The following is an 11,851-nucleotide window of genomic DNA, read 5'->3' on the forward strand; positions in this document are numbered from 1 at the left end:
CCGTGTGAATAAGTGCGGCAAGCTCGGCTTTCGCCATCTCGCGGGTAAGGCCATGTAAATCTAAGGTCATTTCTGGCGAGTAGTCGCCGCGGCGTAACTGCTTTAAAATATGCGTCGACTCACCTTCCTGACAAAAACGCATTGGCCCTTCCTGAGGCAGTGCTGCCTGATACATATCAGAAAAGTCGAAGCTTGCCGCTAATTGCTTACTGTGTTTTAGATGTTTACCTTTTACCTGCTGTGACTTCTTAAATAACTCAACTTGCTTATCGGGCTCAACTTTATCTTGTGATAAAGGCGTCACTCCCTGCATTGCATCGGCAAATGAAAAGGTCTCTTCCTCGGTATTCGTAGACATATTTCCATTACGGGCGCCTTCCTGTCTCGCCTGACTTTTATGGCGATGAGGTTCAGAAAGTTGCTTCTTTAATGCTTTGAGTTCTTTTTTAAAGGTTTTCATCAACAACAGCTTGGGTAAATACACTCGAGTTTAACGATTCAAAACGCCTAAATTATAACGAATAGAAAGATTCGGTACGTAGTTAATTATGTGAATCGGTATGAAGTTTGGGTATGATACCAGCTTTAAAATTTTTGATGTACCCAAACGCCATGACCGATAAGTTTTACCTTGAAGAAGCCATTGAAGATCTGCATACCCTGTTAGATATGACACGATGGGCAACCAGCCGTTTTAACGATGCGGCCTTGTACTTTGGTCATGGTACTGACAATGCATGGGATGAAGCGACAAGCCTAGTTATGCAAGCCTTACATTTGCCTCATCCTATATTGGAGCAAGTTGGGGACAGCGTAATGACGTCTCGCTTAACGAAAAGCGAGCGAGAGAAGATTGCAGAGCTTGTTTTAAAGCGCGTGCAAACTCGCATGCCATTGCCTTATATCACAAACGAAGCCTGGTTCTGCGGTATGCCGTTCTACGTAGACGAGCGAGTGCTCATTCCTCGCTCTCCATTTGCTGAACTTATTCAAAAAGAGTTTGCGCCATTTGTAGAATCTACGCCTAACAGTATTCTTGATATGTGCACGGGCGGCGCGTGTATTGCTATTGCGCTTGCTCATGCATACCCAGAGGCGCAGGTAGATGCCGTTGATATCAGCACAGATGCATTGGAAGTGGCCGATATCAATATTCAGGAGCATGGTCTTAGTCACCGTGTTTATCCCATTCAGTCTAACCTGTTTTCAAGTTTAGAAGGGCAGAAATACGACCTTATCGTGTCTAATCCGCCTTATGTTGACGCAGAGGACATGGCTGACTTGCCTGAAGAGTATCACCACGAGCCTGAGCTTGCCCTTGCCGCAGGTGAAGACGGTCTGGAACTGGTTGATATCATGCTTAAAGAGGCGCCAACTTACCTTAATGACGGTGGCTGGTTATTCGTTGAAGTTGGAAATAGCGAAGTGCACATGAGCGAAAGGTTCCCTGGCTTAGAAGTCATTTGGCTTGAGTTCGAAAATGGCGGTTCAGGTATTTTCGCAATTCAGAAAAACACATTAGTACAGTATTTTAGTAGTAAGGATTAACAGTTAATTATGTCAGGTAACAGCTTCGGAAAACTTTTCACTGTAACCACGTTTGGTGAAAGCCACGGCATTGCAATTGGCGGTGTGGTAGACGGTTGCCCTCCAGGACTTGAGATCACAGAAGAAGATCTTCAGGTTGATTTAGACAGACGTAAGCCCGGCACCTCTCGTTATACTACGGCGCGAAGAGAAGACGATGAAGTACAAATTTTATCTGGCGTATTTGAAGGTAAAACTACTGGCACCAGTATTGGTTTATTGATTAAAAATAAAGATCAGCGAAGCCAAGATTACGGCAATATCAAGGACCGCTTTCGTCCAGGCCACGCTGACTATACCTACGATCAAAAGTACGGAAGCCGTGACTACCGCGGTGGTGGGCGTTCGTCTGCACGTGAAACGGCTATTCGCGTAGCTGCAGGTGGTATTGCGAAAAAGTACCTTAAAGAAGTGCACGGTATTGAGGTATTAGGCTATTTGTCTCAGCTTGGGCCGGTAACAGTAGATAAGGTTGATCACAGCGTAACCAACACTAACCCGTTTTTCTGTCCTGATGAGTCTAAGCTAGACGCGCTGGACGAGTACATGCGAGACCTTAAAAAGTCAGGCGACAGCATTGGCGCGAAAGTATCGGTTGTTGCGAAGAATGTGCCTGTAGGCCTAGGCGAGCCTGTTTTCGATAGGCTAGATGCTGAAATCGCCCACGCCATGATGGGAATTAACGCAGTGAAAGGCGTGGAAATTGGTGATGGTTTTGATGTTATTAATCAAAAAGGCAGTGAACACCGCGATACGCTTACTCCCGAAGGATTCACATCTAATCATGCAGGTGGCGTGCTAGGCGGCATCTCTACCGGTCAGGATATTGAAGTACACATGGCGCTTAAGCCGACCTCAAGTATTTCGGTTCCCGGTAAAACTATCAATAAAGACAATGAGGAAATCGATATCGTCACCAAAGGTCGTCACGACCCGTGTGTGGGTATCCGTGCTGTACCTATTGCCGAAGCCATGCTGGCACTGGTATTGATGGATCATCTGCTGCGCCACCGCGCTCAAAATGCCGGTGTGCAGTCGACCACGAAACCAATTGCGGGTCAGGCATAGCAGTTTTTTAAATCGCAAGACCGCAATGCCAAGACTGCGACGTTAACGCGGATTAAAGATACACGCAGCATGAGCGCATGTTGCGCTAATTAATTTTATCATTCGCCACTGCCGGTTCTGCGCTAGTGGCGTTTTTGCATATGGAGATGTGAATTGTCACCAAATGGCCTAAACGATGCCAACAATACTGCGGCGAGCCCAGCAAGCAGCAAAACCGGCCTCTTTATTCTTGCTATCACCTACTGGCTTTACTTCGGTCAGCTTGGCGTGCTTGTGCCTTATTTAGGTATCTTCCTTGATGGGCGGAGATTTTCTTCTGCCGAAATCGGTGAACTTTTTGCTGTTATAACGCTAGCGCGTATTTTAGGGCCAGGCTTGTGGGCTGGCGTGGCCGATAAAACGGGTAATGCCATTGGCGTAATGCGTTTAGGCTGCTTGCTCACTGTACTGACTTTTAGTTCGGTGTTTTACTTCACCAGTTTTTGGGGGCTTACGTTGGCTTTCGGGTTAATGATGATGTTCTGGACAGCGGTGTTGCCTCAACTTGAAGTTATCACGATGAACACGGTGGCGAAAACCAATGCCACGTATGGGCAGGTAAGGCTATGGGGGAGCGTTGGCTTTATTTGTTTGACGGTAGGTGTGGGTAAAGCCCTAGATATTTTTTCTACCGACACGCCAGTGCTCGCCAGTATTGGCGTACTCGCGTTACTGTTCATCAGTACCTTGTTCATACGTGCGCCCAAAGAAGCTGCACCTGAAACGTCTACGGCGGGAAGTATTTGGAAATACGCCAAACAAAAACCTTTCGCCATCTTTATATTCGCTTCAGCGTGCTTGCAAATTAGCTTTGGTGCGTATTACGGATTTTTCGCACTTTACATGCGCGACCTTGATTACAGCGGCCAACAAACTGGCATCTTTATCGCGCTTGGGGTACTTGCCGAGGTGGGGATATTTCTTATTGCCCGCCGTCTGATTAGCCAGTTTGGCGTGTGGAATTTATTGTTTGTGAGCATCGCACTGACAGGGCTTCGCTGGTATGTCATGGCGGCATTCGCTGATACCTTTATGGTGATTGTGTTGAGTCAGCTTATTCATGCGTTAAGCTTTGGTTTAACGCATGCAGTATCGGTGCATTTTATCCACCAGTTCCTGCCGAAGGCGTATCAAAGCCGAGGGCAAGCGGTATACATCAGTATAGCGTTTGGATTAGGTGGCGCATTTGGAAACTACTTGGCAGGGCAGCAGTGGCAGCAAGGCACTAACGCTTATGAGACGTTCGTTACCGCAGCAGTTTTTGCAGCAATAGGCGCACTGTCACTGCTACTGTGTTCCAGAAAAGAAATGGAAAGTGCAAAGGCGGCTTAAAATCTTGTTCTGATGGCTGACCGCAGGCTTACGCCTGCGGTGCACGTTTACACTCTGATATCACGTCAATACCATCATCACCATTGTCTTGCTCTAAACGTACATCAAATTTCCACAGCCTGTGCAGGTGGCGCATAACTTCATCTTTTGAATCGCCTAGCGGAATTCCTCGCTGAGGAATATAGCGAAGAGTAAGCGAACGGTCGCCTCTTACATCAACGTTATGTACCTGAATGTTGGGTTCTAAATTACTCAAATTGTATTGAGCAGACAGCTTCTCTTTAATAATTTGATAACCCATTTCGTCATGAATAGCGCTCACCGCAATAAAGGGCTTGGTGGTGTCATCTTCAAGGGCGAATAACTTAAAGTCGCGAATAACTTTAGGCGATAAAAACTGACTGATAAAACTTTCGTCTTTAAAATTTTCCATGGCGAAATGCACGGTCTCAAGCCAGTCTTTTCCCGCAATACTTGGAAGATATTTATAGTCTTCTTCAGTGGGAGACTGACACACCCGTTTAATATCCATGAACATGGAAAAGCCTAACGCATACGGATTGATGCCAGAGTAATAAGGGCTGTTGTACTCTGGCTGCATAACGACGCTTGAATGACTGTGCAAAAACTCCATCATGAAGCGGTCGCTGACCAAACCCTCGTCATACATCTCATTTAGAATGTGGTAGTGCCAAAAACAGGCCCATCCTTCATTCATTACTTGGGTTTGTTTTTGCGGATAAAAATACTGCGAAACTTTCCGTACAATACGCACAATTTCACGTTGCCAAGGTTCAAGTAAAGGTGCGTTTTTTTCAATAAAATAAAGCAGGTTTTCTTGCGGTTCTTGTGGAAAACGAATTTTTTCTTTGTGTTTGCTATGCGGGCTATTTGGCAGGGTGCGCCAAAGCTCGTTCACTTGCGATTGCAGGTAGGCCTCGCGCTCTTCTTGTCTGTTTTTCTCTTCTTGTAACGAAATTTTCTGCGGGCGTTTGTATCGGTCAACGCCGTAATTCATTAGCGCGTGGCACGAGTCGAGCATATTTTCGACTTCATCAAATCCATATTTTTGTTCGCATTTAGCAATGTAGTTTTTAGCAAAGACCAGGTAGTCGATGATAGAGCTGGCATCGGTCCAGGTTTTAAATAAGTAGTTGCCTTTGAAGAATGAGTTGTGACCGTAGCACGCATGTGCCATAACGAGCGCTTGCATGGTAATGGTGTTCTCTTCCATTAAATACGCAATGCAGGGGTCAGAGTTAATGACGATTTCGTAAGCCAGCCCCATTTGTCCACGACGGTATTGTTGCTCAGTTTGAATAAACTTTTTGCCAAAGCTCCAGTGCGTGTAGTTAAGCGGCATGCCGATGCTGGCGTAAGCATCCATCATCTGCTCTGCGGTGATCACCTCAATTTGATTGGGATAGGTGTCTAACTTAAATTTTTTGGCGATGCGATCGATATGTTGCTCATACTCTTCGATAAGTGGAAACGTCCAGTCGGGCCCATCGCTTAATAAGTGGCGTTTTGATGTTTCAGGCTTGCTGTTTTCTTTTGCCATAGCGTCGGTTGTCATATTAGGCTCCTTGCTGCGCATCTTGTTCAGAGCGTTTGAATAGCTCTCTGAACACAGGATAGATGTCAGCCTGTGTTTGTATGTGCTTACATACAAAGTTGTCGTGAGTGGCGGCCACTTTCTCGTATTCTCGCCACAAACTTTGGTGCTGCCTCTCGGTTATCTCTATATAGGCATAGTAACGGGTTGCGGGTAGCAGTTTAGCGGTAAGCAAGTCACGACACTGTGGCGAGTCATCAGCCCAGTTATCGCCATCTGACGCTTGTGCAGCATAGATATTCCAATTTCCATCGCTGTAGCGCTCGCGAACGACTTCATCCATTAGCTTCAATGCACTTGAAACAATAGTGCCGCCGGTTTCTTGAGAGTAGAAAAACTCGTGCTCGTCTACTTCCTTTGCTTGCGTGTGATGACGAATGTACACCACGTCTACATTTTCGTAGGTTCGCGTCAAAAAGAGATACAGCAAGATATAAAACCGTTTAGCCATGTCTTTGGTGGCTTGGTCCATAGAGCCAGATACATCCATTAAGCAAAACATTACGGCTTTGCTTGAGGGAAGCGGACGCTTGTCATAGTTCTTAAAGCGCAAATCGAAAGTATCAATAAAAGGCACTCGGGCTATTTTGGCTTTAAGTGCTTCAATTTCTTCTTTTAATGCATTTATGGCTAACGTATTGTCGTGCTTGTCTTCTATAAGCAGTGCAAGTTTTTCTTCAAGCTCTCTCAGTTTCTTTCTATCACTTCCGCTTAAGGCAATACGCCTTGCCACAGAGCCTTTGAGTGAGCGAACAATATCTAAATTACTTGGCACGCCATCGGTCTGATAACCTGCGCGATAGGTTTCGTATTGGGTGACTTTATCAAATTGATTTTTCTTTAAATTGGGAAGCGCTAAATCTTCAAAAAGTAGGTCTAAATATTCGTCTTTGGATATTGAAAATACGAACTCATCTTGGCCTTCGCCTTCATTGCTGGCGTCGCCTTCGCCTGCGCCCTTGCCACCGCCACCTGGCGGTCTATCAATTTTATCACCCGCCGTGAATTGGTCGTTGCCAGGGTGGACAATATCTCTACTGCCGCCGCGGCCGGTATGAAAAATAGGTTCAGAGATATCTCTGGCTGGAATGCTAATTTGCTCGCCAGAATCTAAATCGGTAACAGAACGTTTACCCACTGCATCAGAAACAGCGCGCTTTATCTGCTGTTTGTAACGCTTTATAAAGCGCTGGCGGTTTACCGTACTCTTACCTTTGCTGTTTAACCTTCGGTCAATAAAATGCGCCATACACACCTGCTTGTCTTGTTGTGAACTACAAATACCCGTGCTGAAGCACGCATTACACGCGCTTCAGCACCACATGCGTTTAGCGCTAAGACGCTTTACGTACGCGCAGGTACCATTCACACAGCAACCGAACTTGTTTTTGCGTATATCCCTTCTCGGTCATACGATTTACAAAGTCGTCGTGTTTTTTCTGCTCCTCTGCAGAGCCTTTGGTGTTAAAAGAAATAACCGGCAGTAAGTCTTCCGTGTTAGAGAACATTTTCTTCTCAATCACGGTGCGAAGTTTCTCGTAACTGGTCCATGCTGGGTTTTTGCCGCCGTTATTTGCACGGGCTCTCAAAACAAAGTTAACGATTTCGTTACGGAAGTCTTTCGGATTACTTATTCCTGCAGGCTTCTCTGTTTTTTCTAACTCAGCATTCAGTGACGCTCTGTCGAACAGCTGTCCGGTTTCTGGGTCGCGATACTCTTGGTCTTGGATCCAGAAATCAGCATAGGTTACATAGCGGTCAAACAGGTTTTGCCCATATTCAGAATACGATTCTAAGTAAGCCGTTTGAATCTCTTTACCAATGAATTCCACGTAGCGAGGAATGAGGTAGCCTTTCAAAAACTCCAAATACTTATCAGCGGTTTCTTGAGGGAACTGCTCCCGTTCAATTTGACGCTCCAGTACATAAAACAAATGGACTGGGTTTGCCGCCACTTCTTGATGATCGAAGTTAAAAACCCTGGAGAGAATCTTAAATGCAAAGCGGGTGGATAACCCCTCCATGCCTTCATCGACACCGGCGTAGTCGCGGTACTCTTGATAAGACTTGGCTTTCGGGTCGGTGTCTTTCAGGCTCTCGCCATCATACACGCGCATTTTAGAAAATAGACTGGAGTTCTCTGGCTCTTTCAAGCGCGATAACACAGTAAACTGCGCTAAACACTCTAGCGTGTCTGGCGCACAGGGCGCGCCGTTAAGCTCGCTGCTGTCTAGTAACTTTTTGTAGATCTTAATTTCTTCACGTACTCGCAAACAGTACGGTACTTTTACTATATAGACACGGTCTAGGAAGGCTTCGTTATTCTTATTGTTTCTAAACGATTGCCACTCAGATTCGTTTGAATGCGCAAGTATAAGCCCATCGAAGGGAAGCGCAGAGAAGCCCTCTGTTGGGTTGTAGTTACCCTCTTGTGTAGCAGTTAAAAGTGGATGCAGCACTTTAATCGGTGCTTTGAACATCTCCACAAATTCCATTAAGCCCTGATTGGCCTTACATAGTGAACCTGAATAACTGTAAGCATCAGGGTCGTTTTGTGCATATTGTTCTAAGCGGCGAATATCAACTTTACCCACCAAAGATGAAATATCTTGGTTGTTTTCGTCACCGGGTTCGGTTTTAGCGATACCCACCTGGTCGAGCACTGATGGATAAACGCGAACCACCTTGAACTGGGTAATATCGCCATTGAATTCATGCAGGCGTTTGCGTGCCCACGGCGACATAATGGTTTTTAAGTAGCGCTTAGGAATGCCGTACTCTTTTTGTAAAATGTCGCCATCTTCTTTGACATCAAACAGACAGAATGGATGGTCGTTAACAGGCGAGCCTTTCAGCATGTAAATAGGTACGTGCTGCATAAGTTCTTTAAGTCTCTCTGCCAGAGACGATTTACCGCCACCCACTGGGCCGAGCAAATAGAGAATTTGTTTCTTCTCTTCAAGACCTTGTGCGGCGTGTTTAAGGTAAGAAACGATTTGTTCTATGGCTTCTTCCATGCCATAGAATTCTGAAAAAGCTGGATAACGAGAAATAACGCGGTTTGAGAAAATGCGGCTAAGTGCCGGGTCGTTGGCAGTGTCGATTAATTCAGGCTCACCAATAGCTTGTAGCAAACGTTCTGCTGCATTTGCATAAGCGGTTTGATCCTCTTTACAAATTTCAAGGAACTCCCCAATGGTGAACTCTTCCTGTTTTCGCTCTTCATAGCGACTTTGATAGTGTTCAAAAATACCCATGAATACCCCTTAAATACGGAACCCCGTAATTTCAGCTTAGTAGGTATTTGGGAAAACGATAGTAATTATTGTGTATAGTTTTTAATCTTTTCGTCTAATGAAAAATGCAACTTTAATAAGAATTTAGTGTCACTTAATGAACAACAGTGCATAAAAAAAGCCCCGCTTGGAAGCGGGGCTTTTTATAACTGATACTTTACGCTGTTAAGAGCGCAAGGCGCTTAACGCTTCAGTCTTTGGCTTATGCAAAGTTGCTGCTTGCGAATTCCCAGTTAACCAGCGCCCAGAAATTTTCTAGGTACTTAGGACGCGCATTGCGGTAGTCGATGTAGTAAGCGTGTTCCCAAAGGTCAACAGTAAGCACTGGCGTAAGGTCGTCGCCAGAAATAGGCGTTTGCGCGTTGCTTGTGTTAACGATATCTAGGCTGCCGTCTGCAGTTTTAACTAACCACGTCCAGCTTGAACCGAAGTTGTTAACCGCTTTATCGTTAAATGCTGCTTGGAAGTCTGCAAATGAGCCCCATTTCGCGTTGATAGCTTCTGCTAGCGCGCCTGTTGGCTCACCGCCGCCATTCGGGCTTAGACAGTGCCAGTAGAACGTGTGGTTCCATACCTGCGCTGCGTTATTGAAAACACCGCCGTCAGAAGATTTGATGATTTCTTCTAGGCTTTTGTTTTCCATGTCAGTACCTTCAACTAGGCCGTTAAGCTTAGTTACATAAGTAGCGTGGTGCTTGCCATAGTGGTACTCAAGCGTTTCAGCAGAAATATGCGGTTCTAGTGCATTTTGTTCGTATGGTAATGCTGGTAATTCAAAAGCCATGACGGTCTCCATGTTGGTTTAGTATTGTAGTCTAAAGCCCACTTATCTTCGCCTGTTCAATAAGTGCATATTAATTCTATGTTCAATATACTGCTTTAGACGCTAAAGCATATCCCAAATGTGGGGATAAAGTCCTATAACTCAATGACAAAAATGTGAATTTTTTTTCAAAAGTTAAAATGTGACACTAATTTGTATTGCAATGTATGGGTAGATAACGATTCAGAGGTTGAAAAGATCAATTCAGCTATGGGTAATTAAACATAAAATTATGATACCCTTTCCCTTGATAAATCATTCATGCATTCCCATCTAACCGGGAATACACTTTTGTGCTCAGAGGAATCAAATGGATAATACTGAAAATCAATCAACGCTAGATAGAATCAAGCAGCAAATCGAAGAAAACCCAATTTTGTTGTATATGAAGGGTTCTCCTAAACTACCTAGCTGTGGCTTTTCTTCACAAGCATCGCAAGCGTTGATGTCATGTGGCGAACCATTTGCTTATGTAGATATTCTTCAAAACCCAGACATCCGCGCAGAACTACCAAAATATGCAAACTGGCCGACATTCCCGCAACTATGGGTTGAAGGTGAGCTTGTAGGCGGTTGCGATATCATTATTGAAATGTTCCAACAAAACGAGCTTCAACCGCTTATTAAAGAAACGGCTGCAAAGTACAAAGAAGCAGAGTAAATCTTGTTTCCATGTACAAATCTTTAGGTTTGTAAAAAACGATTTAAAAGCCGGCTTATAGTCGGCTTTTTTTATTAAAACCCGCCAAAAATCCCGCACTTTTATTCCCGTAAAAATTATATAGACAGGTCAGAAATTAAAATCCTCTACGGAGTGAAAAAATATTTTTATTTTGTCGAAAAAGGTTTGTTTTTTAATATCTTGCGTTCTATAAAAAACACCATCTGACCGCAAATGAGTCAGTGTTGAAGGTAAAAAATAACAACTACTCTGAGCATTTTTTTAATGTGTTTAAAACGCTGAAGGTGTCTTAGAGAAACTCCGGGAAACCACCATGAATACAACCTTGTCTTTATTGACCAAAAACGTGCGTGGCGTATTAGCTGCATCAGCTGCGTTTTCAGTAATGGCCGCTGCACCTGTTTATGCGCAAGAAGCTGAAGAGAGTGCTAAGGCCGAAGATTTTGAACAAATTGCGGTAGTTGGTTCACGTGCAGCGCCTCGCTCGGTCGCTGACTCAGCGGTGCCAATTGATATTATTTCTGACGAAGAGTTTAAGCAGCAGGGTGCCACTGATATGGTATCTATGATGCAGACTGTTGTTCCGTCTTTTAACGTAAACGACCAGCCGATCAACGATGCTTCAACGCTTGTTCGTCCTGCTAACCTTCGCGGTATGGCATCAGACCACACGCTTGTGCTTGTAAATGGTAAACGTCGTCACCGTTCTGCGGTTATCACTTTCCTTGGTGGTGGTCTTTCTGACGGTGCACAAGGTCCTGATATTTCTGTTATCCCAGCAGCGGCATTAAAGCAGGTGGAAGTACTTCGTGATGGTGCAGCAGCACAATACGGTTCTGATGCGATTGCGGGTGTAATTAACTTCGTACTTAACGATGCATCAGAAGGTGGTTCGTTTGAAGCCCGTTACGGCTCTTTCTACGAAGGCGACGGCGACATGATTCAGATGTCGGGTAACGTAGGTCTTCCTCTATCTGATAAAGGCTTTATTAACCTTTCAGCTGAATACCGTACTGCAGATGACACATCTCGAAGTGTACAGCGTGCCGACGCTGCTGCATTGATAGCGGCAGGGAACACCTTTGTAGCAGATCCTGCGCAAATTTGGGGTTCACCTGAAATCAAACACGACATTAAGCTTTTCGCTAATGCAGGTATTGAGCTTTCTGCTACCTCAGAAGCTTACATGTTTGGTAACTATGCCGAGCGTGAAGTTGAAGGTGGTTTCTACTTCCGTAACCCGCACAATCGTGGTGGTGTGAACGACGGTGGTATTGATCCAGCAGATCGCAACGGCGACGGAGTGATTGAAGAGGGTGAAGGGTATCAACTACTACTAGTTGGTGATTTAACCGGTGATATGTCAGGTAACTGTCCAACCGACATCGTAGTTGGTGATAACGTACTAG

At 44.9% G+C, this 11,851-nt stretch carries 10 protein-coding genes; 5 read left to right on the forward strand and 5 right to left on the reverse strand.

What is annotated here, in order from left to right:
• A partial coding sequence (locus QVA83_RS08945; protein ID WP_287498365.1) for an endonuclease SmrB occupies positions 1-460 on the reverse strand: 460 nt, incomplete at its 3' end.
• 152 nt (positions 461-612) lie between these two features.
• On the opposite strand from QVA83_RS08945, the gene prmB reads away from it, so the two are divergent.
• The 3 genes from prmB to QVA83_RS08960 all read left to right on the forward strand — a co-directional run bounded on the left by prmB (position 613) and on the right by QVA83_RS08960 (position 4,026).
• Entirely contained in the window at positions 613-1,548 is a 936-nt protein-coding gene (gene prmB / locus QVA83_RS08950) for a 50S ribosomal protein L3 N(5)-glutamine methyltransferase (protein WP_061094557.1), read from the forward strand.
• Between the two features lie 9 nt (positions 1,549-1,557).
• Positions 1,558-2,655 (forward strand): chorismate synthase, encoded by a 1,098-nt coding sequence (gene aroC / locus QVA83_RS08955; protein WP_014948759.1) that lies wholly within the window; start codon positions 1,558-1,560, stop codon positions 2,653-2,655.
• Positions 2,656-2,808: 153 nt separating this feature from the next.
• The gene (locus QVA83_RS08960; protein WP_156078077.1) at positions 2,809-4,026 is read left to right on the forward strand and encodes an MFS transporter; all 1,218 of its coding nucleotides are present in this window, start codon (positions 2,809-2,811) and stop codon (positions 4,024-4,026) included.
• A gap of 28 nt (positions 4,027-4,054) precedes the next feature.
• Here QVA83_RS08960 and QVA83_RS08965 read toward each other — a convergent pair whose 3' ends face one another.
• From QVA83_RS08965 to sodB, 4 genes are all read right to left on the reverse strand, one after another.
• Positions 4,055-5,602 carry a SpoVR family protein gene (locus QVA83_RS08965; RefSeq protein ID WP_014978686.1) on the reverse strand — a complete coding sequence of 516 codons (1,548 nt, stop codon included), beginning with the start codon at positions 5,600-5,602 and terminating at the stop codon, positions 4,055-4,057.
• Position 5,603: 1 nt separating this feature from the next.
• Positions 5,604-6,890, reverse strand: coding sequence for a YeaH/YhbH family protein (locus QVA83_RS08970; RefSeq protein ID WP_014948762.1), 1,287 nt, complete (start codon positions 6,888-6,890; stop codon positions 5,604-5,606).
• A gap of 85 nt (positions 6,891-6,975) precedes the next feature.
• Complete coding sequence (locus QVA83_RS08975; protein ID WP_014975982.1) at positions 6,976-8,898, reverse strand: PrkA family serine protein kinase; 1,923 nt, start codon at positions 8,896-8,898, stop codon at positions 6,976-6,978.
• Between the two features lie 241 nt (positions 8,899-9,139).
• On the reverse strand, positions 9,140-9,721 hold the full coding sequence (gene sodB, locus QVA83_RS08980; RefSeq protein WP_014948764.1) for a superoxide dismutase [Fe]: 582 nt from the start codon (positions 9,719-9,721) through the stop codon (positions 9,140-9,142).
• A gap of 349 nt (positions 9,722-10,070) precedes the next feature.
• On the opposite strand from sodB, the gene QVA83_RS08985 reads away from it, so the two are divergent.
• Both QVA83_RS08985 and QVA83_RS08990 read left to right on the forward strand, forming a co-directional pair.
• Positions 10,071-10,421: a Grx4 family monothiol glutaredoxin gene (locus tag QVA83_RS08985; RefSeq protein ID WP_014948765.1), complete on the forward strand. Its 351-nt coding sequence runs from the start codon at positions 10,071-10,073 to the stop codon at positions 10,419-10,421.
• A 334-nt stretch (positions 10,422-10,755) separates the two neighbouring features.
• Positions 10,756-11,851: TonB-dependent receptor plug domain-containing protein (locus QVA83_RS08990; RefSeq protein WP_287498366.1), on the forward strand; the 1,096-nt coding region annotated here is incomplete at its 3' end.

Source organism: Alteromonas sp. AO-Serp (assembly GCF_017849675.1).
Taxonomy (GTDB): Bacteria; Pseudomonadota; Gammaproteobacteria; order Enterobacterales; family Alteromonadaceae; genus Alteromonas; species Alteromonas macleodii.

Excerpts from the sequence above, each read along its gene's own strand:
- prmB (WP_061094557.1), top strand. The coding sequence starts at position 613 with ATGACCGATAAGTTTTACCTTGAAGAAGCCATTGAAGATCTGCATACC.
- aroC (WP_014948759.1), top strand. The coding sequence starts at position 1,558 with ATGTCAGGTAACAGCTTCGGAAAACTTTTCACTGTAACCACGTTTGGT.
- QVA83_RS08965 (WP_014978686.1), bottom strand. The coding sequence starts at position 5,602 with ATGACAACCGACGCTATGGCAAAAGAAAACAGCAAGCCTGAAACATCA.
- QVA83_RS08970 (WP_014948762.1), bottom strand. The coding sequence starts at position 6,890 with ATGGCGCATTTTATTGACCGAAGGTTAAACAGCAAAGGTAAGAGTACG.
- QVA83_RS08975 (WP_014975982.1), bottom strand. The coding sequence starts at position 8,898 with ATGGGTATTTTTGAACACTATCAAAGTCGCTATGAAGAGCGAAAACAG.
- sodB (WP_014948764.1), bottom strand. The coding sequence starts at position 9,721 with ATGGCTTTTGAATTACCAGCATTACCATACGAACAAAATGCACTAGAA.
- QVA83_RS08985 (WP_014948765.1), top strand. The coding sequence starts at position 10,071 with ATGGATAATACTGAAAATCAATCAACGCTAGATAGAATCAAGCAGCAA.